Source organism: Cedecea sp., assembly GCF_036500665.1.
GTDB lineage: Bacteria > Pseudomonadota > Gammaproteobacteria > Enterobacterales > Enterobacteriaceae > Cedecea.
The window spans coordinates 1-24,422 of sequence record NZ_DASYBS010000089.1; the positions used below are offsets into that span (position 1 = coordinate 1).

Here is a 24,422-nt window from a genome sequence, read left to right on the forward strand (position 1 = left end):
AGGGTCCGGACGTCGGGAACGCATCTCAGCCGACCCAGGACTGGGAGATAAAACGGAGGTCTGCCGCTTTAGCGGTCGATTTATTTGGCCGGGAGTCCGGGGTCTCGGGGAAGTGACGGTGACTTCCCCGAGTCGTTCACAAGTTCTGTGGTGACATGTGAAACAGCGCTGGAAGTGAACGGAACTTTAGTCGATCCTTCATGGAAGATATTTGTCGCTAAGAGGCAGCCTTCGGAAGAGAATGCCGGTGAGATGGAACAATCTCTTCCCTGAGAACGTTCAGTCACCTAACCAAAAACTTCATCGACCAGCGCGCTGCCGAGGCGCATAGCGGAGCAAATACGGGGCATGCCCAACGCCACGCCCTGCCAGCTTTGAGTGACAGAGTAGCTGACCGGCTGACGGTCAATATCACAGCCGTCACCGAGCCAGGTCAGCGCATCTTTGTGTTCCAGTAGGCCTGGTGAGGTCGGCGTGGTCAACCATTCATGGAAATAGTGGCGGGTGCGCGGGGAAGCGTTAACTTCCTCCGCCAGGCGGCTGATGGCCAGGCCGCGCGCATGCTCAATCAGCTGCTCCGCCTGCTGCGCGGTACCTAAACGTACCGCGTCGCCGAAGGTGCCCCAGCGCAGCTCTTCCAGCGCGACATAACAACGTGCCGCGGGAGAGAAAGAAAAATAGTGTCCGCTGCGCCAGCGGGAAAAAATCTGTTCGCTGTGCACTGTGCCCTGGCGTAAAAGGTCTATTCGTTGCAGATCCGCCTCTATCCGATTTAACCGCAGAGAGAGCTGCTGGCGCAGGAGCTGCAGCCTCTCACGAGCCGCAGTGGAGTGGTGTGCGGTACGCGCAGAAACGGGTTCAAGCTGGGCAATTCTCTCGCTAATCTGACTATTGGCCAGGTAGCTTTTCGCCAGGTCGGCTGTCAGTACGCCGAGCCGCACCAATGACGCCTCCAGATCGTCCTGCGGCGCCATACCAGCCGGCCCGGAATAACGCCTCGTCCCGCTGACAAACAGCGCCATAAGCTGCTCGTAGAACGCTTTGCTTTGCTGGCTGTGCCACGGCTGGCGGGCAACGTCAATGCCCATCGCAAAATCGACGGCAAACTTTTCGCTGATACAGTTCAGGGTTCTTACCGGCCCTTCCATTAATACACCGCTCATTGTTACTCCGCTGAGAAAAGCGTCTGGATATCATCGCGCAACAGGCGGGTATCCTCGTGAATGTAACGTGCCGTTCTGACACTCTGTTCCAGCTGGCTCTGGAGGGCCAACAACACCGTTTCGTTCTGCTGTCTTGCGGCGAGACTTTGCTGCAAATTGCTGCGAATAGCGTCCAGAGCGCTGGAAAAATCAGCAAAAAATGTCGCCATCCCGGCCGTAACGGAGATATCAATTTGCGCCGTAATGGCCTGGTTTATCTGGGCCAGGAACGTAGCAACATGCTTGTGCAGCTTTTGCTGAAGCTTTTCCAGGTCAATGACATAGCGGCTGTGCGTGGCAGCATAATCTTCCCAGCCCCAGTCCACGCTGTTCAACCAGCGAGCCAGCACGCCACGCATACCGCTGTGCGGCTGTATTTGCGACAGCGACACCTCCTGGTTTTCGATGACGTTGGTAAAAGCCTGCTGGGTGTTAAAGCTAAGCTGGCTTGCCTGAAACGCAGGCAGGCTAATCTGGGCACGGAATCCGGCCACCGTCAGGCCGTTGCTCACCCGCTGTTCGATGGGTTTTAACGCTGACTGCAACGTGTAGCCCAGCCCTGCTTCGAGGTTGCTGAGTAGAGCGCCGAGTTCCCCGGTTAATGTCTCCTGGGCGGCAAATAAAATGCTTTCGCTGGACGCGCGGACCTTGTGCAGCAGCGTGCGGGCCGTTACTTCATCCTCTCCCATAAGCCTGGCGCTTCCCGGTGCAAAATCGCCATTCCGCGTTAATGCATGGGGGTAAAGCGGATGCAGCTTCTCTTCATCCAGCCGTCCTTCACGGAAATAGCTTCCCAGGTCTTCATGGATCTGGGCTTCAAAACGCTGCATAAAGGAGCCGATGCCTGCGAGCGCATCGCTCACCTGCTGCTGAATCACCACGCTAACCGACTGCCGGGAGGTTTGTAGCAGTTGGATATCCTGCTCCAACTGCTCAATATTCTCCTGCAGGCTGTCGTTGGTCACCTGCAGCCCCTGGCAGCGGAAACTCAGATAGCGCTCTGCCCCTTCGGCATAATCCAGTAACTTGTGGCAAGCCGCGCGCAGCGTGTAAAGCGAAGCATTGGCGTGAGCCGCATGGAGAATAGTCTCAATCGGCGATTCAAACATCGAGTCTTCCCATAGCAGGTCGGCTGCATGGCGCAGATGTTCAATATCGGCCAGATCTGCACTGCGCCAGCGTCTGCCCAATGCTGCTTCCGCAAAATCCTGCACCCAGCGCCGTTGTTCCGGGTCAGGCAGGCGGCCATGCGTTGTCAGCTCATAACGAGCACGATTAGCAAGATAGCCCCACATGCTCGACACAGGGAAAACGTTGTCCGGTGCAATACTCCCTTTCATCAGGGTGCCGGCAATCATGGCCTTCACCTGGTTTTCATCGTCGCTGTTGCGATCCTTCTGATCGAATTTATTGACCAGCGCATAAAGCGGAACAGATTTACTGACCCCGAGCACCGCCTCGCGGACCTCTTCGTCAGAAATAGATTTCAGCTGGGTATAATCCATAACGGCCAGCACGGCGGAAGCTTGCGCCAGCTGCTCCCTGAGCATCTTTTGCAGATGCGGCTGCCCCGCTTCGTTTGGCCCAGGGGTATCCAGCAGCGTTAGCTGCCCGTGGCCATTGTTAAGGCCCGCCAGGTGCACAAACTCCACCTCAATCACCGGTACATGCTCAATGGCAGCGTAGGCCTTAAAGGGAAATGCAACCTCCAGAACCCGACATAAGCGCACCAGGTCGTTCAGGCTCTTCAGGCAGTGAAAAATGGGCTGAGCCCCAAGATAATGACGTTCAAAGCCGGTGCCATCGGCGATACGGGCGATAAGCGCCTCCATATCCCGGTCTATTTCCAGCTTACTCGCCAGCATTGCCCGATTGGTGGTCAGCAACTTCTCCTGCAACGCACCCATCAGGCTTTCAATAGGTTTAACGTATGGGAAATGCAGCACCGGCTCGCGCTGCCCCGGCGTATGGCGAATCAACGTCGGTAACGCCGTCATCGGGCGATTGCGGTTAGGCAACACTTCGGTTCCCACAATGGCATTGATGGTGGTGGACTTTCCCGCTTTCATGGTGCCAACAATCGCCAGTACCATTTCATGCTGGGTTATTTTACGTCTTTCGTTTTGCAGCATATCTTTCTGCAGTTCGATACCACGTGGACTAAATTTCAATGGATGTACAGAGGCCACAGGGTTCGCTACAACGTTATTTTGTTCGCTTTGTAAAGCCAGCGGAGCGACCTTTAAAGCGCTAAGGTTTTGCAACGCTAATTGCAAAAGCCGCTCGGCTTCCTGACTCAGTTCAAAAATAGTTTGTGTGTGCATAAAAAATCTTTCCTTAACTCAAATTACCCGGTTTTATCTCCGCCACCGTTTAGTTGTAATCATGGCAATACCGGTTTTTATAATTACGTGAGGAAAATAATTTATTAATTAACATTACACCATGCTGCAATCCTGGCTTTTAAGTCGCTCTGCCAGACCTGCGGGGAAATAATGGTGAGATGCGGTATCCAATACTGCACCAGCGGAAACAATTGCTCAGGCGAAGCAATATGGCTTGCCAGAAGCAAATCTCCGTTATCAAGCTCTCTGATAGTTTTTTGAAAAGGTAATAGTTTGCGCTGTTTAAAATGTTCGGCCGCCTGCGCCGAAACCTGTAACAGAACCTCCGTTTTCACCCTTTCCCCACCAGGATCATCCCGATCGTCAAATAATGGATAAAAAATAGCTTTCCGCTGCGGGCTATTTTCATATTCATACCCTACTACCAATAAATCTGGAATAGCCCGCAGGGCAATATATTGATTATGGCTCTTTATGTCGTACCACGGATAAAACGCAGCAAGCCCTACGCGTTTGGTAATGCGTAACAGGTCGTTTACGTTAAACTGTCCTTTTAAATGCGAAGAGAGACGCTTTTTCCCCTCGCCGACATCCTCCAGAATAGCACCAAGCCGGTTCAAATCACGATACGCAGTTCGCATATCTACATCAAAACGCTGGCGGATAATATCAGCGGAAAGGGTTTCCCCCTGATAAAGACTTAAGACGATTTCGGCCAGTCGATCTGCAACTTTTACTTTCGCGCCTTTCATTCTCATCGGTTCCTGCCTCTGTATCGGTACATCCATAGGCCCAACCATACCCCTGTCAAGTGACAGGAGGTGTCAGCGCAATACGCTTTTTTTTATTTTTTCAAACAGGTATAGCGCAGCAGCCCATGCTGGCAAACTTGCTCGAAGCGAAGTGAAACTAAGTTAAATTAGCCTTATTTAACGGCAATTAAAGCCTGAACTTTAAGTTAAATTTGGTGCTTATTTCTCTGAATGAAAAGATTTTTGCGCTTCAGGACTGCTGAAAGTCCGTCTGACAGAGGTTCGTGGTAATAATCCCTGCAAATGTAGGGATTTGATGTATAATCGGAGCACTTTTCCGCGATTCAGCATGCTTTTACTGCCAAGTCGCTATTTTTCATTACTTTATCTCACCTTGAGGATCAGATAATGCAACTCCCTCATTGCCCGAAGTGCAATTCCGAATACACCTATGAAGACAACGGCATGTTGATTTGCCCGGAGTGCGCTTATGAATGGAACCCGGCCGCCGCAGGCGAAGAAAGCGATCAATTAGTGGTAAAAGATGCCAACGGCAATCTGCTTGCCGACGGCGACAGCGTCACCGTTGTTAAAGATCTGAAGGTAAAAGGCAGCTCTTCAATGCTGAAAATCGGCACAAAAGTGAAGAATATCCGTCTGGTTGAAGGCGATCACAATATTGATTGTAAAATTGACGGTTTTGGCCCGATGAAGCTGAAATCTGAGTTTGTGAAAAAGAACTAATTTTCCCCGGCAGGTGGACAAGCCGCCTGCCCCGCCTGGCTTACCTCTCCTGCACAATCTACACTTCTTCTGCACTCTCAATACAGAGGATTCGGTTATGCCTTTAGGACCCTACATATCATTAAACGGCCGCTGCGCCGAGGCTATCGCCTTTTACCAGCAGGCGTTGGGCGCCGAACTGACGTTCAAAATTACCTTCGGTGAGATGCCCAAAGAAGCGACGAATGTCGAAGGCTGCAGCGGCGCAGTTGCCTATTCTGACGATAGCATCATGCACGCCAGTCTGCGGGTGGCCGGCAATGATTTGATGATGACCGACGCCAGCATGAGCGGGGACAAACCGCAGCACAGCGGCTTTTCACTCTGCCTGGCAAGCCACGATACGGCAGAGGGTAAACGCTGGTTTGAAGGGCTTTCAACAGGCGGCACCGTCACCATGCCATGGAGTGAAACTTTTTGGGCAAAAGGGTATGGCTCACTCACGGATAAGTTTGGCATTCCGTGGATGGTCAATGTCGAAAGATAAAGAGCGCGCATTTACGCTGCGTACAGGGCCCATAATTCCGGGCCCTGTGTTATTGTTAATGTTTAAAAAACCAAGGAAATCAAAGCGCCTGATTTATTCATTTTTTTGATGTTAATTAATTATTCCACCCCAAAGAATTTATTCCTAATTTAAAAGCGAGAAAAGACCCAGGATGATTCTCAGTCGAGAATGTGAATGAGAAAACATGACCCGCATTCATTATTTTAAAAATAAAACAATTATTAAAAAACGAAGTCGCGAACGCGATATACAATATATTACTTCGATATTCCCACCATTAATTCCCCTACTTATTACCCCACTATTCTTGCCCCTTTATCTTCTTCCCCTTCCTGCTCGCCCTTTTCTTTGCTCAACGTCGGCAAAAAGCGGCAACTGACTGATTCCCCGGCAAACTTGCGGACTCCCCAACCGCAGACTTCAACTCTTCATCGTACAGAAACCAATCATTAACAAAACCGTCACTTTTCCCCGGCACCATGAGGCAACTTTTGAAGGAGGCCCGTGATGCAAACGACTCTTCACCTCATCAAGCAAACCCCCTGCACAGCCCTGCCGCTGCGTATTTGCTTTATCTGATTCGAGAGGCTTTGACTGTTATGCACTTGTCCAGACATCCGACCAGTTATCCAACCCGCTATCAGGAGATAGCCGCCCGGCTCGAACAGGAGCTGCGGAACAACTACCGCTGCGGCGACTATCTGCCCGCTGAAACCCAGCTTGCCGCCTACTACGAGGTTAACCGCCACACGCTCCGCCGCGCCATTGACGAGCTGGTCAACAAAGGCTGGGTGCAGCGCCGCCAGGGCATTGGCGTGCTGGTGCTGATGCGCCCGTTTGACTACCCGCTTAACGCGCAGGCTCGCTTTAGCCAAAACCTGCTGGATCAGGGCAGCCACCCGACCAGCGAACGCCTGCTGGCGGTGATTCGCCCGGCCTCTCAGGACGTGGCGGATGCGCTGGGGCTGGCCGAGGGAGATAACGTTATTCACCTACGCACCCTGCGCCGGGTCAACGGTATAGCGGTGTGCATCATCGACCACTATTTTTCCGAACAAACCTGGTGGCCGACGCTGCAAACTTTCAGCAACGGCTCACTGCACGATTTTCTCCAGGCCGAGTTAGGCATTGCCCTGACCCGCGCCCAAACCCGCATCAGCGCCCGCCGTTCCCAGGCCAAAGAGAGCCGCCTGCTGGAAATTCCCAATATGGCGCCGCTGCTCTGCGTACGCACCCTCAACCACCGTGAAGGCGAGGCCAACCCGGCGGAGTACTCCGTCAGCCTGACCCGCGCCGACATGATTGAATTCACCATGGAGCACTAAATGGACACCAGCCATTTCAACACCGAACGGCGCCGCGAATGGATGGCGGTGCTGTCACACAGCCAGCCGCAGGAGCTTCTTGAGCGCTGGAACAGCCTGAGTATCTCTGCTGATTACACGCTGATCCGAGCCCCGGAAATCGGTCTGGTGCAGGTTCAGGCCCGCATGGGCGGCACCGGCCAGCGTTTCTTTACCGGCGACGCCACGCTGACTCGCGCAGTCGTCAAGCTGGCGAGCGGCACCTACGGCTACAGCTATCTGCTCGGCCGGGATAAACAACACGCCGAATGCTGCGCGGTGATCGACGCCCTGATGCAGGAAAGCGCGCATTTTCAAACGCTACAAGAAACCCTTATTGCACCGCTGGCGGCCAACCGCGAACAACGCCTTGCCGCTCGCCGTGCGGAAGTTAACAGCAGCCGCGTGGACTTCTTCACGCTGGTACGCGGAGATAACGCATGACTTTAATGACCGCTTTTACCCTTCCGGTGCAGGATGCCCAGCAGAGTTTTCGTCGCCTGCTCAAAGCGATGAGCGAGCCGGGCGTGATTGTCGCGCTGACCTCGCTGCAGCAGGGCTGGCTGCCGCTGAACGTGGCCACCACCAGCGTGCTGCTGACGCTGGCCGATAACGACACGCCGGTGTGGGTAGACGGCACGTTGGGCAACGATATTGCCTCACAAAATATCCGTTTTCATACCAATGCGCCCCTGTGCGAGCAGCCTGAGCACGCGCAGTTTGCCGTTGCCAGCGACGCCATCTCTTCTGAACAGCTGAACCTGCTGGCCCAGGGCTGCGACATTGCCCCCGATACCAGCGCGACGCTGATCCTGCAGGTTTCCAGCCTGAGCGGCGGGCGCATGCTGCGCCTGACCGGCGCTGGCATCAACGAAGAGCGCATGATAGCGCCTCAGCTGCCGGAATGTGTGCTGCACGAACTGACCGAACGCCCGCACCCGTTCCCGCTGGGCATTGACCTGATTTTGACCTGCGGCGATCGCCTGCTGGCTATCCCACGGACCACCCACGTGGAGGTGTGCTGATGTACGTTGCCGTCAAAGGGGGCGAGAAGGCAATCTCCGCCGCCCACGCCCTGCAGGAGCGCAACCGACGCGGCGATGAAACGCTGAAAGAGCTGAGCGTCGCGCAAATTGAGCAGCAGCTTGGCCTGGCCGTTGACCGCGTGATGACGGAAGGCGGCATCGCCGACCGGGAGCTTGCCGCGCTGGCAATCAAGCAGGCCAGCGGCGACATGATTGAGGCCATTTTCCTGCTGCGCGCCTACCGCACCACGCTGCCTCGCCTGGCCGTTAGCGAGCCGCTGAACACCGCTGAGATGCGCCTCGAACGCCGTATCTCCGCCGTTTATAAAGACGTCCCTGGCGGCCAGCTGCTTGGCCCAACCTACGACTACACGCACCGCCTGCTGGACTTCACGCTGCTGGCCAACGGCGAAGTGCCTGACGCAGAACCTGCCGACGAGCAAAGCGCACCCGCTCCGCACGTGTTCAGCATGCTGGCGAAGCAGGGCCTGGCCAAAGTCGAAGAAGACGACGGCGCGCAGCCGGACGACATCACCCGCAACCCGCCGGTTTACCCGTGCTCGCGCTCTTCGCGCCTGCAGCAGCTGGTGCGCGGCGACGAAGGCTACCTGCTGGCTCTCGCCTACTCCACCCAGCGCGGCTACGGGCGCAACCACCCGTTTGCCGCCGAGATCCGCAGCGGCTATGTAGATATCGAAATTGTGCCGGAAGAGCTGGGTTTTGCGGTGAACATCGGCGAACTGCTGATGACCGAATGCGAAATGGTGAACGGCTTTGTCGCCCCCGAAGATGAAGCCCCACACTTTACGCGCGGCTACGGCCTGGCGTTCGGCATGAGCGAGCGCAAAACCATGGCGATGGCGCTGGTTGACCGCGCGCTCCAGGCTCCCGACTACGACGAAACCGTCGCAGGCCCGGCGCAGGACGAAGAATTTGTGTTATCCCACGCGGATAACGTGGAAGCGGCCGGCTTTGTGTCCCACCTCAAGCTGCCGCATTACGTAGATTTCCAGGCCGAACTGGAGCTGCTTAACCGCCTGATAAAGGAGCGAGCAAATGGCTAACCTGAGCGGCTATAACTTTGCCTATCTGGATGAGCAAACCAAACGCATGATCCGCCGCGCGATGCTGAAAGCCGTGGCTATTCCAGGTTATCAGGTGCCGTTTGGCGGCCGCGAAATGCCGATGCCTTACGGCTGGGGCACCGGCGGCATTCAGCTCACCGCCAGCCTGATTGGCGAGTCTGACGTGCTGAAGGTGATTGACCAGGGCGCGGACGACACCACTAACGCCGTCTCGATTCGTAACTTTTTCAAGCGCGTGACCGGCGTGAACACCACCGAGCGCACCGAAGACGCGACGCTGGTGCAGACCCGCCACCGCATCCCGGAAACGCCGCTGGTTGAAGACCAGATCCTGATATATCAGGTGCCGATCCCTGAACCGCTGCGCTTTATCGAGCCACGCGAAACAGAAACCCGCACCATGCACGCGCTGGAAGAGTACGGCGTAATGCAGGTGAAGCTGTACGAAGATATCGCCCGCTTCGGCCATATCTCCACCACCTACGCGTACCCGGTGAAGGTGAACGATCGCTACGTGATGGACCCGTCGCCAATCCCGAAATTTGATAACCCGAAAATGCACATGTCCCCTGCGCTGCAGCTGTTCGGTGCCGGACGCGAAAAACGCATTTACGCCGTGCCGCCGTTTACCCGCGTAGAGAGCCTCGACTTCGACGACCATCCTTTCCAGGTTCAGGAATGGGAAGAGCCGTGCGCTATCTGCGGGTCACGCCACAGCTACCTTGATGAAGTGGTGCTCGACGACGCGGGCAACCGCATGTTCGTCTGCTCCGATACCGACTACTGCCGCCAGAACAGTGAGGCCTCTCAGTCATGACCAGCCCGTTACTTTCTGTGAATAACCTCACCCACCTCTATGCGCCCGGTAAAGGCTTTATGGACGTGTCGTTCGACCTCTGGCCCGGTGAAGTGCTGGGCATCGTGGGCGAGTCCGGCTCCGGTAAAACGACGCTGCTGAAGGCGATTTCCGCCCGCCTTGCGCCGCAGGAAGGGGACGTGATTTACCTCGACAGCTCGCTGTACGGGATGTCGGAAGGTGAACGCCGCCGCCTGCTGCGCACCGAATGGGGCGTGGTGCACCAGCATCCGATGGACGGCCTGCGCCGCCACGTTTCTGCCGGGGGCAACATCGGCGAGCGCCTGATGGCAACCGGGGCGCGCCACTACGGCGACATTCGTGCCACCGCCCAGCGCTGGCTGGAAGAAGTCGAAATCCCGTCGGCCCGTATTGACGACCTGCCGACCACGTTTTCCGGCGGGATGCAGCAGCGCCTGCAGATCGCCCGCAACCTGGTGACCCATCCGAAGCTGGTATTTATGGATGAGCCCACCGGCGGGCTGGATGTGTCGGTGCAGGCCCGCCTGCTCGATCTGCTGCGCGGCCTGGTGGTGGAGCTGAACCTGGCCGTGGTGATTGTCACCCACGATCTGGGCGTGGCTCGCCTGCTGGCCGACCGCCTGCTGGTGATGAAACAGGGCAAAGTGGTGGAAAGTGGGCTGACCGACCGCGTGCTGGACGACCCGCATCACCCGTATACCCAGCTTTTGGTGTCCTCCGTCCTTCAGAACTAGGTACTCGCTATGACCAGAATACGGGTTGAAAACCTGAGCAAAACCTTTGTCCTGCACCACCAGCACGGCATTCGCCTGCCGGTGCTGGCGGACGCTTCGCTGGAAGTTAAAGGCGGAGAATGCGTGGTGCTACACGGCCACTCCGGCAGCGGGAAATCCACCCTGCTGCGCTCGCTCTACGCCAACTATTTGCCGGATGAAGGACACATCTGGGTTAAGCACAACGACGAATGGCTCGACATCGTGCAGGCTCCGGCGCGTGAAGTGCTGGCCGTGCGCCGCCAGACCATCGGCTGGGTGAGCCAGTTCCTGCGTGTTATCCCACGAATTTCAGCGCTCGAAGTCGTCATGCAGCCGCTGCTGGATTTGGGCGTGCCGCGTGAAGAGTGCGAGAAAAAAGCCGCCAGCCTGCTGACTCGCCTCAACGTGCCTGAACGCCTGTGGCACCTGGCGCCGTCGACCTTCTCCGGCGGCGAACAGCAGCGCGTGAACATCGCTCGCGGCTTTATTGTCGACTACCCGATTTTACTGCTGGACGAGCCAACCGCCTCGCTGGACGCCAAAAACAGCGCCGCCGTGGTGGCTTTGATTCAGGAAGCAAAAGCGCGTGGAGCGGCCATCGTCGGCATCTTCCACGATGAAGCAGTACGTGAACAGGTGGCCGACCGCCTGCATACCATGTCCGCGATGGAGCCCAAACATGATCATCAATAACGTTCGCCTGGTCCTGGAAGAAGAAGTTGTCAGTGGCTCGCTGGAAGTGGCCGACGGTGTGATTCGCAACTTTGCCGAGACCCAAAGCCAGCTGCCGGGCGCACACGACGGCGGCGGCGGCTGGCTGCTGCCGGGGCTGATTGAGCTGCACACGGATAACCTGGATAAATTCTTTACCCCACGGCCAAAGGTTGACTGGCCGGCGCATTCCGCCATGAGCAGCCACGACGCACTGATGGTGGCGAGCGGCATCACCACCGTGCTGGACGCCGTGGCCATCGGCGACGTGCGCGACGGCGGCGACCGCCTGGAAAACCTCGAAAAAATGATCAACGCCGTGGAGGATACGCAAAAGCGTGGCCTCAACCGCGCTGAGCACCGCCTTCATCTGCGCTGCGAGCTGCCGCACCACACCACGCTGCCGCTGTTCGACAAGCTGGTTGACCGCGAACTTGTCTCCCTCGTTTCGCTGATGGACCACTCGCCGGGCCAGCGCCAGTACGCGGAACTCTCGAAATACCGCGACTACTATCAGGGCAAATACCATCTCACCAACGAGCAGATGGATCGCTTTGAGGAAGAGCAGTTGACGCTGGCGGCACGCTGGTCACAGCCAAACCGCCAGGCCATTGCCGCCCGCTGCCGCGACCGCAATATCGCCCTCGCCAGCCATGACGATGCCACCTCCGCCCACGTTGTGGAATCCCACGAAATCGGCAGCGTGATCGCCGAATTCCCGACCACGCTGGAAGCCGCGGAAGCCTCTCGTCGCCACGGCATGAGCGTGCTGATGGGCGCACCGAACATCGTGCGCGGCGGCTCCCACTCCGGCAACGTGGCGGCCAGCCATCTGGCCCAGGCCGGGCTGCTGGATATTCTCTCCTCGGATTACTATCCGGCGAGCCTGCTGGATGCGGCCTTCCGCGTGGCGCACGACGACAGCAATAGCTTCACGCTGGCTCAGGCGGTAAACCTTGTGACGCGCAACCCTGCAAGGGCGCTGAACCTGGCCGACCGTGGGACGCTGGCAGAAGGTAAACGAGCGGATCTGGTGCTGGCACATATGCACGGCGACCATATCCACGTCGATCACGTCTGGCGCCAGGGAACGCGGGTGTTCTGATGAGTAAATTAATCTGGCTGATGGGCCCGTCCGGCTCCGGCAAAGACAGCCTGCTGAGCGCCCTGCGCCAGCAGGAGCACGCAAGACTGCTGGTGGCGCACCGCTATATCACCCGCGCCGCCGACGCAGGCTGCGAGAACCACATTGCGCTGAGCGCAAACGAGTTTGAGCAGCGCCAGCAACTGGGGCTGTTTGCCCTGAGCTGGCAGGCGCACGAGCAGTCCTACGGCGTCGGCGTGGAAATGGATATATGGCTCGAGGCCGGATTTGACGTGGTGGTTAACGACTCGCGCCAGCACCTGAAGCAGGCGCGGGAACGCTATGGCGATGGGCTGGTGCCCATCTGCCTGCAGGTTTCTACCGGGGTGCTGCGCCAACGTCTGGAGCAGCGTGGCAGGGAAAATGCGGAACAGATCGAGCAGAGGCTGCAGCGCGCGGCGCTCTATGCGCCAGAGGGCGGCGATTGCCTGGTACTCAACAACGACGGGAGTCTGCTACAGTCAGCCGAATTATTTATGCGGCTGTTAGCCCAGCACCGCTCGAACGTTATCCCTCTTCACCGCAAGGAGCCCCGCCATGTCTGATGTTGTTAAGTTAAAAGCCGCCGCTATCGAAGACAGCGACACCGTTTACCGCATGATTTGCGAGCTAAAGCAGGCCCAGGCCGACCGCCCCGGCTTTAATGCCTGCTTCGCCGAAAACCTGCGCGACCCAAATATCTTTTATCAGCTGGCATGGCTGGGGAATAAAGCCGTGGGGATGATTAGCCTGCACCTGCAATATCACCTGCATCATGGCCGCCGCATTGGCGAGATCCAGGAGCTTGTCGTGCTGGAAGAAGCCCGCGGCCACGGCGTCGGCAAACAGCTGCTTGCCTGGGCTGAAGATAAAGCGCGTAAAGCCGATGCGGAACTGACGGAGCTGTCGACCAGCACCGGCCGCAAAGACGCTCATCGTTTTTACGAACGTGAAGGCTACCGCGCCACCCATATCCGCTTTACCAAACCGGTGGAGACACCCGATGACGCTCACGTTAACGCTTAGCGGCACCGGCGGGGCGCAGCTTGTTCCCGCCTGGGGCTGTGGCTGCACAGCCTGTTCGCGGGCGCGCAGCAACCCTGCTCATCGCCGCCGCCCGTGCAGCGCGGTGGTCAAATATAACGATGCGGTGACGCTGGTAGACGCGGGGCCACCCGACCTGATGGAGAGCTGGCAGCCCGGAGATTTTCAGCAGTTTTTGCTCACCCACTACCATATGGATCACGTCCAGGGGCTGTTCCCGCTGCGCTGGGGCGTGGGCGAGAGAATCCCGGTTTACGGCCCGCCGGATGAACAGGGCTGCGACGATCTGTTTAAACACCCCGGTCTGCTGGACTTTAGCCATACCGTGGAGCCATTTGTTGCCTTTACCCTCCAGGCGCTGCGCGTCACGCCGCTGCCGTTGCTGCACTCAAAGCTGACGTTTGGTTATCTGTTTGAGACGGCCTACAGCAGGCTGGCGTGGCTGAGCGATACGGCGGGGCTGCCGGACAAAACCCTGAAGTTTCTGGCCGCCAACCGCCCGGAAGTGGTGGTGATAGATTGCAGCCGCGAACCCCGACCAGAAACGCCAAAAAATCACTGTGACTTAACGACCGTTATCGCGCTGAACGAACAGATTGGTAGCCCGCGAGTCGTGCTGACGCACATCAGCCACCAGTTTGATGAATGGCTGATGCACAACGAACTTCCCGCCGGCTTTGAAGCCGGTTTTGACGGCATGGAAATCGTGCTGGATTAACGGTCGTCGTCGTCCTGCAGGCGCCGCTCATCGTCATCCAGCTGCTGGCGCTCGCGGTCGAGCTGGTTCTGGCGGTTATCAAGGCTACGGCGCCTGTCTTCCAGCTGGCGGTAGCGCGCTTCATCCTGGCGGCTGAGCCTGCGCTGAGCCGCTTCGTCATCGCTATCGTCATGATAAACGCGATCGCCGTCGGGCTTGTAAGCATCGCTAAACGCCTGCTGGATATTGCCAATGGCGTCATCAATCACGTCGGCCTGCGCGAACGGCGAGGCCAGGTACAGCGTGCCGAGCAGCAGCGCGGCGGCATAAGATTTCATCGGTCAGTCTCCGGGATGGACTGGCCTCAGCGTAGTCAGCCGGCCTCACGCGCAGTAGCGGAGGAATCTCAAATTCTCGGCGATTCCAGCGCGCCAATAGCCTCTACCCGCGCCTGATGCCGCCCGCCTTCAAACTGCCCGTTTAACCACGCGTCGACGATCATTTTGGCCAAATCCAGCCCGACGACTCGTGAGCCGAAGGCCAGCACGTTGGTGTTATTGTGCTGGCGGGAAAGCAGCGCAGAATATGGCTCACTGCAGACCACTGCCCGGATGCCGGGAAACTTATTGGCGGTGATAGAGATGCCCACGCCAGTACCGCAAATCAAAATGCCGCCCTCGGCTTCGCCGTTTACCACGGCCTGCGCCACGGCGCTGGCGTAAAGCGGGTAATCGGTGCGCTCGCCGGACCAGGTGCCCTTGTCCAGCACCTCAATCCCTTTCTCCTGAAGATGCGCCACAATCTCCGTCTTCAGCAGGAAGCCTACGTGGTCACAGCCAAATGCAATTTTTTTCATTTTGTCCTCGCCGTTGCCGTTACTTTACGAACCCGACAACTCTTGTGATTTAAGACCGGTTCACTGCCCAATTAATCGGCAGAATTGCCGGGTTCGTGGCCATTTCTACACCGACAAGCTTCACAATACAATGCCACTCGCTGCCAACTCCGTGTCATACGTTAGTATCACTTAACGATGAAATCTTAATTAATTACTTAATTTTCATAAACATAAAAATAAATCACCAAAACAAAAACTTCACAAAAAATAAAACTTTATGAATAAATTATTTTTGTGAAGTGCTCAGCATATTTTCTGCTCTCGCTGTGATGTTATAGTGGCGTCTTCACTCTACGGACATCGAGAGAACACGATGAGTCAGTCAGATATTGATTCACAGCAGCCGTTTGGTATCGGCCTTGCTCCCTGGTTGCGCATGAAGCAGGAGGGGATGACGGACAACGAAAGTCGCATCGTCGACTGGTTGTTAAAGCCCGGAAATCTGAGCGATGCACCGGCCATTAAGGACGTTGCCGAAGCCCTTGCGGTGTCGGAAGCGATGATTGTTAAAGTGTCGAAACTGCTGGGCTTCAGCGGCTTTCGTAATCTGCGTAGCGCGCTGGTCGCCTACTTTTCCGAGTCAGAGCAGGTGCTGCCGACCGAGCTGGCGTTCGACGAAGCGCCGCAGGACGTGGTCAACAAGGTGTTTAACATTACCTTACGCACCATTATGGAAGGCCAGTCGATCGTGAACGTCGACGAGATCCATCGCGCGGCACGCTACTTCGCAAAGGCAAAACAGCGTGATTTGTACGGCGTTGGCGGCTCGAACTCTATTTGTAACGACATCCAGCACAAGTTCTTGCGCATCGGCGTGCGCTGCCAGGCCTATCAGGATGCGCACATCATGATGATGTCGGCCTCGCTGCTAAAAGAAGGCGATGTGGTGCTGGTCGTGTCCCATTCAGGGCGCACCGGCGATTTAAAAGCGGCGGTGGAACTGGCAAAAAAGAATGGCGCCAAAATAATTTGTATAACCCATAGCTACCATTCGCCTATTGCACGCCTGGCCGATTTTATTATTTGTTCGCCAGCACCAGAGACACCTTTATTAGGCCGCAACGCCTCCGCGCGTATATTACAATTAACATTACTCGATGCATTATTTGTTTCAGTCGCACAGCAAAACATTGAACAGGCAACATTAAATATGCAAAAGACCGGCGCCATTGTGGATTTCTTTTCACCTGGCGCGCTGAAGTAAAAAGAGATCCCGCGGGAGCGGGATCTGACTGCACCCTACATTGAGAATATTATTATGAATAAATATCTGAAAATATTCAGCGGCGCTGCTATGGGCGTGATGTTATCCACCAGCGCTTTTGCCGCCGCCGATTACGCGGTGGTATTAAAAACGTTATCCAACCCTTTCTGGGTGGATATGAAAAAAGGTATTGAAGATGAAGCCAAAACGCTGGGCGTTAGCGTAGATGTATTTGCCTCGCCTTCGGAAGGGGATTTCCAGTCACAATTACAGCTTTTTGAAGATCTGAGTAATAAAAAATACAAGGGCATCGCTTTTGCGCCCCTCTCCTCGGTGAACCTCGTGGTGCCGGTGGCGAACGCCTGGAAGAAAGGCATTTACCTGGTCAACCTCGATGAAAAAATCGATATGGATAACCTGAAAAAAGCCGGCGGCAACGTCGAGGCCTTCGTCACCACCGATAACGTCGCGGTTGGCGCTAAAGGCGCAGGTTTCATTATCGATAAGCTCGGCGCCGCAGGCGGTGAAGTCGCGATTATCGAAGGGAAAGCGGGCAATGCCTCCGGTGAAGCCCGCCGCGCGGGTGCCAGCGATGCGTTTAAAAAAGCCAGCCAGATTAAACTCGTCGCCAGCCAGCCTGCCGACTGGGACCGCATTAAGGCGCTCGACGTGGCGACCAACGTGCTACAGCGTAACCCAAACCTGAAAGCCTTCTACTGCGCGAATGACACGATGGCAATGGGCGTAGCGCAGGCGGTGGCCAACGCCGGTAAAACCGGGAAAGTGCTGGTCGTCGGCACCGACGGTATTCCGGAAGCACGCAAAATGGTGGATGCTGGATTAATGACCGCCACCGTGGCCCAGAATCCGGCGGATATTGGCGCAACCGGCCTGAAGCTGCTGGTGGATGCAGCGAAAACCGGCAAGGTGATTGCCCAGGATAAGGCCCCGCAGTTCAGCCTGGTGGATTCGGTTCTGGTGACGAAATAGTTTTAAACCTGAGTCGTCTGGTGCCCTCACCCCGGCCCTCTCCCACAGGGAGAGGGGGAAAAAAGGGGTAGCCCTCTCCGCATAAGGGCGAGGGAGAAAAGAGTACTAAAAGAAAAGCAGTGGCAGCAGCTATCCCCTCTCTTCTATAGGGAGAGGCAGAAAATCGATACCTACTCAGTACCGTCCCCTCTCCCCTGTGGGGAGAGGGTTAGGGTGAGGGGAAACCTTCGCTAACAATGATTGAGGCTCGTCATGGTCACGCCATACATTTCAATGGCGGGGATCGGCAAATCCTTTGGTCCGGTTCACGCATTAAAATCGGTTGATTTAACAATATTCCCCGGCGAAATTCACGCCCTTCTCGGGGAAAATGGTGCAGGTAAATCAACCCTGATGAAAGTCTTGTCGGGTATTCATGAACCGACCAAAGGCACCATTACGATTAATAATGTTAATTATGAAAAACTTGATCATAAATTAGCGGCACAGCTCGGCATAGGTATTATTTATCAAGAACTCAGCGTTATTGATGAATTAACCGTTTTAGAAAATCTTTATATTGGCCGCCATACCACTAAAAAAGTCTTCGGGATTAATATTGTTGACTGGAAAGAGATGCGTATTCGCGCCGCAATGATGCTTTTACGTGTCGGCTTAAAAGTGGATCTCGATGAAAAGGTGGGTAATTTATCCATCAGTCACAAGCAAATGTTAGAAATTGCCAAAACGTTAATGCTGGATGCCAAAGTCATTATTATGGATGAGCCAACTTCTTCTTTAACCAATAAAGAAGTGGATTATCTTTTTCTCATCATGAACCAGCTGCGCAAAGAAGGGACGGCGATTGTTTATATCTCCCATAAGCTCGCCGAAATCCGCCGTATCTGCGACCGCTACACGGTGATGAAGGACGGCAGCAGCGTCTGCAGCGGCCAGGTCTGCGACGTCTCTAACGACGACATTGTGCGCCTGATGGTGGGCCGCGAGCTGCAAAACCGCTTTAACGCCATGAAAGAGAGCGCCGGGAACGTAGAGCGTGACGTGGTGTTTGAGGTGAAAAACATCACCAGCCGCGACCGCAAAAAGGTGAAAGACGTTTCGTTCAGCGTTAACCGTGGCGAGATCCTGGGCTTTTCCGGCCTCGTAGGCTCCGGGCGCACCGAGCTGATGGACTGCCTGTTCGGCGTGGATAAACGCGCTGCCGGTGAAATTCTGCTTAACGGCAAGAATATCTCGCCCCGCTCGCCGATGGATGCGCTGAAAAAAGGCATGGGCTACATCACCGAAAGCCGCCGGGATAACGGCTTCTTCGCCAACTTCTCCATTGCGCAGAACATGGCCGTCAGCCAGAGCCTCAAACGCGGCGGCTACAAAGGCGCGATGGGGCTGTTTAACGAAGCCGAAGAGCGCAAAACCGCCGAAGCACAGCGTCAATTGCTGGCGCTGAAGTGCCACAGCGTCGATCAGAACATTACCGAGCTTTCCGGCGGCAACCAGCAGAAGGTGCTGATTTCCAAATGGCTGTGCTGCAACCCGGAAGTGATCATCTTCGATGAACCTACCCGTGGGATCGACGTCGGCGCGAAAGCCGAAATTTACAAAGTCATGCGACAGCTGGCGGATGACGGAAAGGTCATTCTAATGGTGTCGTCGGAGCTTCCCGAAATTATCGCCGTCTGCGACCGCATCGCCGTGTTCTGCGAAGGGCGACTGACGCAAATCCTGACCAATCGCGACGATATCAGCGAAGAGGAGATTATGGCATGGGCATTACCACAAGAATGAAGCGCGAAGAAAGTGAGAAAAAGCCGTTCAATTTCGCGCAGTTCTGGGACAAATACGGCACCTTTTTCATTCTCGCGATTATCGTCGCCATCTTCGGCACGCTGTCCGCCGAGTATTTCCTGACGGCCAGCAACATCAGCGCCATCTTCGTACAAAGCTCGGTGACCGTGCTTATCGGCATGGGGGAGTTCTTCGCCATTCTGGTGGCGGGGATTGATCTGTCGGTCGGCGCCATTCTGGCGCTTTCCGGCATGGTTACCGCCAAACTGATGCTGGCAGGCGTCGATCCGTTCCTCGCGGCGCTGATTGGCGGCGTGATTGTCGGCGGGCTGCTCGGGGCGATTAACGGCTGCCTGGTAAACTGGACGGGGCTGCATCCGTTCATCATCACGCTTGGCACCAACGCCATCTTCCGGGGCATCACGCTGGTTATTTCCGACGCCAACTCGGTGTACGGCTTCTCGTTCGACTTCGTGAATTTCTTCGCCGCCACGCCGCTGGGCGTTCCGGTGCCGGTGATCTTCTCGCTGATTGTCGCCGGGATACTGTGGTTCCTGACCACCCGCACGCGCCTTGGCCGCAATATTTACGCCCTCGGCGGCAATAAGAATTCGGCCTTCTACTCCGGCATCGACGTGAAGTTTCACATGCTGGTGGTGTTCATCATCTCCGGCATCTGCGCCGGGCTGGCGGGCGTGGTCTCTACCGCGCGCCTTGGGGCGGCGGAGCCTCTTGCGGGCATGGGGTTTGAAACCTACGCCATTGCCAGCGCGATCATCGGCGGCACCAGCTTCTTCGGCGGCAAGGGCCGAATTTTCTCGGTGGTGATTGGTGGCCTGATCATCGGCACCATCAACAACGGTCTCAATATTCTCCAGGTACAAACCTATTACCAGCTGGTGGTGATGGGCGGGCTGATTATCGCCGCGGTGGCCCTGGATAGACTCATTAGCAAGTAAATTCGTCGTCTTTCGGACGCCTGATGCGTTGGCTGCATCAGCTCACCCCAGTCACATAGTTAGCTATGCTCCTGGGGACTCGCAGCCTGACCGCCTTTCTGTCGTCCGAAATCCATAGAATTACAGGAGCTTATAGTGAAAATTTCCCCCTCTTTGATGTGCATGGATCTGGCGAAATTCCAGGAACAAATTGAATTTATCGACCAGCACGCCGACTACTTCCATATCGACATTATGGACGGCCATTTTGTGCCGAACCTGACGCTGTCGCCGTTCTTCGTCGGCCAGGTCAGGAAGCTTGCCAGCAAGCCGCTGGACTGCCATTTGATGGTCACCCGCCCGCAGGATTACATCGTCCCGCTGGCGCAGGCCGGGGCGGACATCATTACCCTGCATCCGGAAACTATTAACGGCCAGGCCTTCCGCCTCATCGAAGAGATCCGCCGCCACGGCATGAAGGTCGGCCTGATTTTGAACCCGGAGACCCCGGTCGAGGCGATGAAGTACTACATTCATAAGGCAGACAAGGTGACGGTGATGACCGTCGATCCTGGGTTTGCCGGCCAGCCGTTTATTCCAGAAATGCTGGAAAAAGTGGCCGAGCTGAAAGCCTGGCGCGAGCGCGAAGGCCTGAGCTACGAAATCGAAATTGACGGCTCCTGCAACGCGGCAACCTATGAACGACTCATGGCCGCCGGGGCAGATGTGTTTATCGTCGGCACCTCCGGGCTGTTTAACCACGCCCGGGATATCGACGAGGCCTGGCAGGTGATGAGCGAGCAGATCCTGGCGGCCAAAAACGAGGTTATACCCCATGCCAAAACCGCTTAACGTGGTGGCCGGAGTGGATATGGGCGCCACCCATATCCGCCTGTGTTTGCAGGATGAGTCCGGCACGGTGCTGCACTGTGAAAAACAGCGCACCGCAGAGATTATCGCGGGAGGCGTAGTCTGCGGGATCGCCCATCTGTTAAGCGATCGGCTGGATCGCTTTAACGCCCGCTGCCGCGGCATGGTGATGGGGTTTCCGGCGCTGGTCGGCAAAGACAAGCGCACAATTATCTCCACGCCCAATTTGCCGCTTGCCGCCGCAGAGCTTAACGAACTGGCGGGCAAGCTGGAGGATGCGCTCGGCTGCCCGGTCGAGTTTTCACGTGACGTCAATCTGCAGCTCTCGTTCGATGTCGCGCAAAACGGGCTGCAGCATCAGCAGGTGCTCGGGGCTTATCTCGGCACCGGCATGGGCTTTGCCGTCTGGCTGAACGGCGCCCCCTGGACCGGCGCCCACGGCGTGGCCGGGGAGCTGGGCCATATTCCGCAGGGCGATATGCACCTGACCTGCGGCTGCGGAAATGCGGGTTGCCTGGAAACGGTATGCTCGGGGATTGCCCTGAAACGCTGGTTTGACGCCAGCCCGCGTGCGTATGAGATTGGCGAGCTGTTCAGCGTTGCCGCGCAGGAGCCGTTTGTCGCTGCCCTGCTCGACCACGCGGCGCGCGCCATTGCCACCAGCGTTAACCTGTTCGATCCGGATGCGGTGATCCTCGGCGGCGGAGTGATAGACATGGTCGATTTTCCGCGTGAGGCGCTGGTGACACAGACGAAACGCTATCTGCGCCGCCCTTTGCCGCATGATGCCGTGCGCTTTATTGATGCGTCTTCATCCGCGTTTAACGGCGCGCAGGGTGCGGCTACGCTGGCCCGCGCCTGCTTCCTGCCCGCGCTTTACGTAGCGCCTCAGCAAGCTGCGCTTGGGTGAAAGGCTTACGCAGCAGCTCCACCTCGGGCAGGTGTTGCTCGCTGCGGCGTAGGTCCTGCCCGCTTACCAGCAGCAAATCCAGCTGAGGATGACGGCGGCGAGCCTGCTGGAGCACGTCCGCGCCGCTTAGCTCGCCGGGCAGCATCAGGTCGCTGATCGCAATGCTAATGTCCGGCACCTCGCTCATCAGCTGCAGCGCCTGCTGGCTGTCGCGGGCTTCGAGCGTCAGGTAACCCAGCTGATGCAGCTGTTCGCACAGCGTCTGGCGCACGTCCGGCTCATCTTCGAGCACCAGCACAAGCTGGTCGGAGATATCGGCCTGCTCGCCCGCTGGCGGCAACGCTTCCGGCTGAACTTCCGCAGTGGCGCGCGGCAGCTGGAGTATGACCCGAGTTCCTTTGTCGGGCTCACTTTCAATCTGCACCCGCCCGCCCGACTGGCGCACAAAGCCATACACCATCGACAGCCCAAGCCCGCTGCCGCTCCCGGTCTGTTTGGTCGTGAAGAACGGCTCAAAGACCTGCGCTTTTACTTCGTCCGTCATGCCGTGTCCGGTGTCGGCGACCTCAACCACCACCATATCCTGCTTGCGCCCTTCGCCTCGCACCACACGCTGGTTCCAGGTACGGATCTTGATTTCACCGCTGCGCCCTTCCATCGCATCTCTGGCGTTCATCACCAGGTTAATGATCGCGTTCTCCAGCTGATTGACGTCTATCCACGCGGGCCAGGCGGGCTGCTGGGCTTCAACGGCAAGCGTAAGGTGAGCAGGCAAAGAGTGACGTATCAGCGGATCGAGGTTTTCGAGCAGGCTTTTCATCGCCACCGCCCGAGGGTGCAGCGATTGCTTACGGGAAAACGCGAGCAGCCGCTGGGTAAGCTGCGCGCCGCGCTCGGCGGCCTTAAGCGCACGCTGAATGCGTACCGAATCCGGTGAGTCAGCCGCGGTCAGCTCAAGGCTACCGATGATCACCGCCAGCAGGTTGTTAAAGTCGTGCGCCAGGCCACCGGTAAGCTGCCCCACCGCCTTCATTTTTTGGCTGTGCACCAGCGCTTCTTCCAGCGCTTTGCGCTCGCTACGCTCCAGCACTACGTTCACCATGCCCCGCCCAGGCACCGGGCTAAAACGCAGCTCGATGGTACGGCCGTCCGCCAGCCTCAACTCCTGCGGCTTCGGCAAGGGTCGGGAGAGATTACCCAACATGTGTTCCTGTAGCGGCGTAACCTGCTTGAGCAGCCCGAGATAGTGCTGGCCGCGCTGCAGGCGCTGCGGCTCAAGCCCCAGCAGCAGCGGATATTGCTGATTCCATACCACCAGGAAACCGTCGCTGTCGAACAGCGCAAAACCATCGCGCATGGCGTGGAAGGTGGTTTCCAGCAGGGTACTTTTTTCTTTCAGCAGGCGTGAGGTGTGCTCCAGCGAAGCGGTATTACGGGCAAAGACGTTGAACGCTCTGGCCAGCTCGCCCAGCTCATCGCGCCGCTGCTGCGCGGGCACGCTGACCTCTTTTTCGCCTTTCGCCAGCCGCGTCATCGCCTGGGAAATCGCCGTTAAGTTTGAGCCCAGGTTTCGGTAGATATACAGCCCGGCGAACCCGGTGATCACCAGCGCCAGCAGGGCAAACAGGCCGATAAAAGCGATGATGGACTGCAAATCCCGGTGGCTTTGCTGGCTGCGCTGCCGGGACTCTTCCCCGACTTTTTGCACGTACAGGTTGATGTCCTGATTCAGAAAAGCCACCAGCGCTTTGATGTGGTACATGTGCCAGGCGATGCCCAGATCGCTTTCCTCAAGCTGCGCAGAAAGCGGCGGCAGCTGGCGCAGGCCGTTTCTGAACTGTTGCAAAATGCTGTCCGCCAGCGGCGAGGGCGCTCGTTCGGGCAGAAGCTGCATCACTTCGCTAAGCTGCCGTACCGCTGGCCTCGGCGAGGAGGACTGAATCGCCACCAGAATCAGGCGATCCATCTCTTTGAGCAGCCCGGCATCCGGCACGTTCAGCCCTTCGCGCGCGTTGACCTCCTGCAGGTGCTCAAGGTAGCTCTGATTCTGGTAAAGAGCGCTCAGCAGCAGGTTACGCTGCAAATGGCGGCGGTGCCCCATCACCAGCATGTTGGTGACGCTGCTTTCCAGCTCGTTGCTGCGGTCGATGATCCGGCTGACCAGCTGCGGCTCGCGGCTCGCCAGCGGCGCGGTGGCCAGGTGAGAAAGCGAGTTTTGCAGCGACAGCTGGGTTTGCTTCAGGCTTGCCGCCTCGCTCTGGTATTCCAGCGCGCCGACAACCTGAGAAAGCCTGACCGCCGCCGTCGCCACGTTGGAAGTGTCGCGCGCCAGCTCCATGCTGCCGGACATGTCGAGCAGCGTTTGCCCCTGAACCTGCTCCTGCAGGCGGCTGGCGTGCTCAAAGCCAAGGACCGCCACGCCGCAGACCATCAACGTGACCGCCACCACCAGCAGATTGAAGAACAGCAGGCGGCCACGGGCGCTGGCGAAGAAGGAGGGGCGAGGCTGGGTCATAGAGGCTCCGTGGTTGATTCACTCCAGTTAAGCATTGCACGGATTTTGATAAATATTTCCACACCGGGAATGTGATCCAGGTTAACTATTCAACTCTATGA

At 57.0% G+C, this 24,422-nt stretch carries 25 protein-coding genes; 19 read left to right on the forward strand and 6 right to left on the reverse strand.

Annotated features, from left to right (window positions below; translation table 11 throughout):
* Nucleotides 1-287 precede the first annotated feature (287 nt).
* From VGM55_RS14090 to VGM55_RS14100, 3 genes are all read right to left on the reverse strand, one after another.
* Complete coding sequence (locus VGM55_RS14090) at nucleotides 288-1,163, reverse strand: diguanylate cyclase regulator RdcB family protein (protein WP_331635816.1); 876 nt, start codon at nucleotides 1,161-1,163, stop codon at nucleotides 288-290.
* 2 nt (nucleotides 1,164-1,165) lie between these two features.
* A complete protein-coding gene (gene crfC, locus VGM55_RS14095; RefSeq protein WP_331635817.1) occupies nucleotides 1,166-3,526 on the reverse strand; it encodes a clamp-binding protein CrfC in 2,361 nt (786 codons plus the stop codon).
* A 104-nt stretch (nucleotides 3,527-3,630) separates the two neighbouring features.
* Nucleotides 3,631-4,299 carry a WYL domain-containing protein gene (locus tag VGM55_RS14100; protein WP_331635818.1) on the reverse strand — a complete coding sequence of 223 codons (669 nt, stop codon included), beginning with the start codon at nucleotides 4,297-4,299 and terminating at the stop codon, nucleotides 3,631-3,633.
* A gap of 408 nt (nucleotides 4,300-4,707) precedes the next feature.
* Here VGM55_RS14100 and VGM55_RS14105 point away from each other — a divergent pair, with 408 nt between their 5' ends.
* The 13 genes from VGM55_RS14105 (at nucleotide 4,708) to phnP (ending at nucleotide 14,232) form a co-directional block, all read left to right on the forward strand.
* A complete protein-coding gene (locus VGM55_RS14105) occupies nucleotides 4,708-5,043 on the forward strand; it encodes a zinc ribbon domain-containing protein YjdM (RefSeq protein ID WP_154188514.1) in 336 nt (111 codons plus the stop codon).
* A gap of 97 nt (nucleotides 5,044-5,140) precedes the next feature.
* Entirely contained in the window at nucleotides 5,141-5,569 is a 429-nt protein-coding gene (gene yjdN, locus VGM55_RS14110; protein WP_154188515.1) for a VOC family metalloprotein YjdN, read from the forward strand.
* A 620-nt stretch (nucleotides 5,570-6,189) separates the two neighbouring features.
* Nucleotides 6,190-6,915, forward strand: coding sequence for a phosphonate metabolism transcriptional regulator PhnF (gene phnF / locus VGM55_RS14115; RefSeq protein ID WP_154188516.1), 726 nt, complete (start codon nucleotides 6,190-6,192; stop codon nucleotides 6,913-6,915).
* A complete protein-coding gene (gene phnG / locus VGM55_RS14120; protein WP_154188517.1) occupies nucleotides 6,916-7,377 on the forward strand; it encodes a phosphonate C-P lyase system protein PhnG in 462 nt (153 codons plus the stop codon).
* The gene (gene phnH / locus VGM55_RS14125; protein WP_154188518.1) at nucleotides 7,374-7,958 is read left to right on the forward strand and encodes a phosphonate C-P lyase system protein PhnH; all 585 of its coding nucleotides are present in this window, start codon (nucleotides 7,374-7,376) and stop codon (nucleotides 7,956-7,958) included. Before phnG ends, phnH begins: the two co-directional genes overlap by 4 nt.
* A complete protein-coding gene (locus tag VGM55_RS14130) occupies nucleotides 7,958-9,022 on the forward strand; it encodes a carbon-phosphorus lyase complex subunit PhnI (RefSeq protein WP_154188519.1) in 1,065 nt (354 codons plus the stop codon). The genes phnH and VGM55_RS14130 overlap by 1 nt, the downstream gene beginning before the upstream one ends.
* Nucleotides 9,015-9,860, forward strand: a complete 846-nt coding sequence (locus VGM55_RS14135) for an alpha-D-ribose 1-methylphosphonate 5-phosphate C-P-lyase PhnJ (RefSeq protein WP_008455722.1) — start codon at nucleotides 9,015-9,017, stop codon at nucleotides 9,858-9,860. The genes VGM55_RS14130 and VGM55_RS14135 overlap by 8 nt, the downstream gene beginning before the upstream one ends.
* Nucleotides 9,857-10,615, forward strand: coding sequence for a phosphonate C-P lyase system protein PhnK (gene phnK, locus VGM55_RS14140; protein WP_154188520.1), 759 nt, complete (start codon nucleotides 9,857-9,859; stop codon nucleotides 10,613-10,615). The genes VGM55_RS14135 and phnK overlap by 4 nt, the downstream gene beginning before the upstream one ends.
* A 9-nt stretch (nucleotides 10,616-10,624) precedes the next feature.
* Nucleotides 10,625-11,329: a phosphonate C-P lyase system protein PhnL gene (gene phnL, locus VGM55_RS14145; protein WP_154188521.1), complete on the forward strand. Its 705-nt coding sequence runs from the start codon at nucleotides 10,625-10,627 to the stop codon at nucleotides 11,327-11,329.
* Entirely contained in the window at nucleotides 11,316-12,452 is a 1,137-nt protein-coding gene (phnM, locus tag VGM55_RS14150) for an alpha-D-ribose 1-methylphosphonate 5-triphosphate diphosphatase (RefSeq protein WP_154188522.1), read from the forward strand. Before phnL ends, phnM begins: the two co-directional genes overlap by 14 nt.
* Nucleotides 12,449-13,036, forward strand: a complete 588-nt coding sequence (gene phnN / locus VGM55_RS14155) for a ribose 1,5-bisphosphokinase (protein ID WP_331635826.1) — start codon at nucleotides 12,449-12,451, stop codon at nucleotides 13,034-13,036. Before phnM ends, phnN begins: the two co-directional genes overlap by 4 nt.
* Nucleotides 13,029-13,496, forward strand: coding sequence for an aminoalkylphosphonate N-acetyltransferase (gene phnO, locus VGM55_RS14160; protein ID WP_061275938.1), 468 nt, complete (start codon nucleotides 13,029-13,031; stop codon nucleotides 13,494-13,496). The genes phnN and phnO overlap by 8 nt, the downstream gene beginning before the upstream one ends.
* Nucleotides 13,474-14,232 (forward strand): phosphonate metabolism protein PhnP, encoded by a 759-nt coding sequence (gene phnP, locus VGM55_RS14165; protein WP_331635819.1) that lies wholly within the window; start codon nucleotides 13,474-13,476, stop codon nucleotides 14,230-14,232. Before phnO ends, phnP begins: the two co-directional genes overlap by 23 nt.
* Here the strand turns inward: phnP and yjdP are convergent.
* Both yjdP and rpiB read right to left on the reverse strand, forming a co-directional pair.
* On the reverse strand, nucleotides 14,229-14,549 hold the full coding sequence (gene yjdP, locus VGM55_RS14170) for a DDRRRQL repeat protein YjdP (protein WP_154188525.1): 321 nt from the start codon (nucleotides 14,547-14,549) through the stop codon (nucleotides 14,229-14,231). The two genes, phnP and yjdP, sit on opposite strands and share 4 nt — an antisense overlap.
* A gap of 68 nt (nucleotides 14,550-14,617) precedes the next feature.
* Nucleotides 14,618-15,067, reverse strand: coding sequence for a bifunctional allose-6-phosphate isomerase/ribose-5-phosphate isomerase RpiB (gene rpiB / locus VGM55_RS14175; RefSeq protein ID WP_061275944.1), 450 nt, complete (start codon nucleotides 15,065-15,067; stop codon nucleotides 14,618-14,620).
* A 355-nt stretch (nucleotides 15,068-15,422) separates the two neighbouring features.
* On the opposite strand from rpiB, the gene VGM55_RS14180 reads away from it, so the two are divergent.
* The 6 genes from VGM55_RS14180 to alsK all read left to right on the forward strand — a co-directional run bounded on the left by VGM55_RS14180 (nucleotide 15,423) and on the right by alsK (nucleotide 21,806).
* Complete coding sequence (locus VGM55_RS14180; RefSeq protein WP_154188526.1) at nucleotides 15,423-16,313, forward strand: MurR/RpiR family transcriptional regulator; 891 nt, start codon at nucleotides 15,423-15,425, stop codon at nucleotides 16,311-16,313.
* 54 nt (nucleotides 16,314-16,367) lie between these two features.
* Nucleotides 16,368-17,303, forward strand: a complete 936-nt coding sequence (alsB, locus tag VGM55_RS14185; protein ID WP_154188527.1) for a D-allose transporter substrate-binding protein — start codon at nucleotides 16,368-16,370, stop codon at nucleotides 17,301-17,303.
* A 252-nt stretch (nucleotides 17,304-17,555) separates the two neighbouring features.
* Nucleotides 17,556-19,088 carry a D-allose ABC transporter ATP-binding protein AlsA gene (gene alsA, locus VGM55_RS14190; RefSeq protein WP_154188528.1) on the forward strand — a complete coding sequence of 511 codons (1,533 nt, stop codon included), beginning with the start codon at nucleotides 17,556-17,558 and terminating at the stop codon, nucleotides 19,086-19,088.
* Nucleotides 19,067-20,047 (forward strand): D-allose ABC transporter permease, encoded by a 981-nt coding sequence (gene alsC, locus VGM55_RS14195; protein ID WP_154188529.1) that lies wholly within the window; start codon nucleotides 19,067-19,069, stop codon nucleotides 20,045-20,047. Before alsA ends, alsC begins: the two co-directional genes overlap by 22 nt.
* Nucleotides 20,048-20,182: 135 nt before the next feature.
* Nucleotides 20,183-20,878, forward strand: coding sequence for a D-allulose 6-phosphate 3-epimerase (alsE, locus tag VGM55_RS14200; RefSeq protein WP_331635820.1), 696 nt, complete (start codon nucleotides 20,183-20,185; stop codon nucleotides 20,876-20,878).
* Nucleotides 20,862-21,806, forward strand: coding sequence for an allose kinase (gene alsK / locus VGM55_RS14205; protein WP_331635821.1), 945 nt, complete (start codon nucleotides 20,862-20,864; stop codon nucleotides 21,804-21,806). The genes alsE and alsK overlap by 17 nt, the downstream gene beginning before the upstream one ends.
* On the opposite strand, the gene VGM55_RS14210 is transcribed toward alsK, so the two are convergent.
* On the reverse strand, nucleotides 21,739-24,321 hold the full coding sequence (locus VGM55_RS14210; RefSeq protein WP_331635822.1) for an ATP-binding protein: 2,583 nt from the start codon (nucleotides 24,319-24,321) through the stop codon (nucleotides 21,739-21,741). The genes alsK and VGM55_RS14210 overlap by 68 nt on opposite strands.
* Nucleotides 24,322-24,422: the final 101 nt, after the last annotated feature.

What these genes read in the sequence shown, in the direction of transcription:
- VGM55_RS14090 (WP_331635816.1), bottom strand. Translation starts at nt 1,163, where the DNA reads ATGAGCGGTGTATTAATGGAAGGGCCGGTAAGAACCCTGAACTGTATC.
- crfC (WP_331635817.1), bottom strand. Translation starts at nt 3,526, where the DNA reads ATGCACACACAAACTATTTTTGAACTGAGTCAGGAAGCCGAGCGGCTT.
- VGM55_RS14100 (WP_331635818.1), bottom strand. Translation starts at nt 4,299, where the DNA reads ATGAAAGGCGCGAAAGTAAAAGTTGCAGATCGACTGGCCGAAATCGTC.
- VGM55_RS14105 (WP_154188514.1), top strand. Translation starts at nt 4,708, where the DNA reads ATGCAACTCCCTCATTGCCCGAAGTGCAATTCCGAATACACCTATGAA.
- yjdN (WP_154188515.1), top strand. Translation starts at nt 5,141, where the DNA reads ATGCCTTTAGGACCCTACATATCATTAAACGGCCGCTGCGCCGAGGCT.
- phnF (WP_154188516.1), top strand. Translation starts at nt 6,190, where the DNA reads ATGCACTTGTCCAGACATCCGACCAGTTATCCAACCCGCTATCAGGAG.
- phnG (WP_154188517.1), top strand. Translation starts at nt 6,916, where the DNA reads ATGGACACCAGCCATTTCAACACCGAACGGCGCCGCGAATGGATGGCG.
- phnH (WP_154188518.1), top strand. Translation starts at nt 7,374, where the DNA reads ATGACTTTAATGACCGCTTTTACCCTTCCGGTGCAGGATGCCCAGCAG.
- VGM55_RS14130 (WP_154188519.1), top strand. Translation starts at nt 7,958, where the DNA reads ATGTACGTTGCCGTCAAAGGGGGCGAGAAGGCAATCTCCGCCGCCCAC.
- VGM55_RS14135 (WP_008455722.1), top strand. Translation starts at nt 9,015, where the DNA reads ATGGCTAACCTGAGCGGCTATAACTTTGCCTATCTGGATGAGCAAACC.
- phnK (WP_154188520.1), top strand. Translation starts at nt 9,857, where the DNA reads ATGACCAGCCCGTTACTTTCTGTGAATAACCTCACCCACCTCTATGCG.
- phnL (WP_154188521.1), top strand. Translation starts at nt 10,625, where the DNA reads ATGACCAGAATACGGGTTGAAAACCTGAGCAAAACCTTTGTCCTGCAC.
- phnM (WP_154188522.1), top strand. Translation starts at nt 11,316, where the DNA reads ATGATCATCAATAACGTTCGCCTGGTCCTGGAAGAAGAAGTTGTCAGT.
- phnO (WP_061275938.1), top strand. Translation starts at nt 13,029, where the DNA reads ATGTCTGATGTTGTTAAGTTAAAAGCCGCCGCTATCGAAGACAGCGAC.
- phnP (WP_331635819.1), top strand. Translation starts at nt 13,474, where the DNA reads ATGACGCTCACGTTAACGCTTAGCGGCACCGGCGGGGCGCAGCTTGTT.
- yjdP (WP_154188525.1), bottom strand. Translation starts at nt 14,549, where the DNA reads ATGAAATCTTATGCCGCCGCGCTGCTGCTCGGCACGCTGTACCTGGCC.
- rpiB (WP_061275944.1), bottom strand. Translation starts at nt 15,067, where the DNA reads ATGAAAAAAATTGCATTTGGCTGTGACCACGTAGGCTTCCTGCTGAAG.
- VGM55_RS14180 (WP_154188526.1), top strand. Translation starts at nt 15,423, where the DNA reads ATGAGTCAGTCAGATATTGATTCACAGCAGCCGTTTGGTATCGGCCTT.
- alsB (WP_154188527.1), top strand. Translation starts at nt 16,368, where the DNA reads ATGAATAAATATCTGAAAATATTCAGCGGCGCTGCTATGGGCGTGATG.
- alsA (WP_154188528.1), top strand. Translation starts at nt 17,556, where the DNA reads ATGGTCACGCCATACATTTCAATGGCGGGGATCGGCAAATCCTTTGGT.
- alsC (WP_154188529.1), top strand. Translation starts at nt 19,067, where the DNA reads ATGGGCATTACCACAAGAATGAAGCGCGAAGAAAGTGAGAAAAAGCCG.
- alsK (WP_331635821.1), top strand. Translation starts at nt 20,862, where the DNA reads ATGCCAAAACCGCTTAACGTGGTGGCCGGAGTGGATATGGGCGCCACC.
- VGM55_RS14210 (WP_331635822.1), bottom strand. Translation starts at nt 24,321, where the DNA reads ATGACCCAGCCTCGCCCCTCCTTCTTCGCCAGCGCCCGTGGCCGCCTG.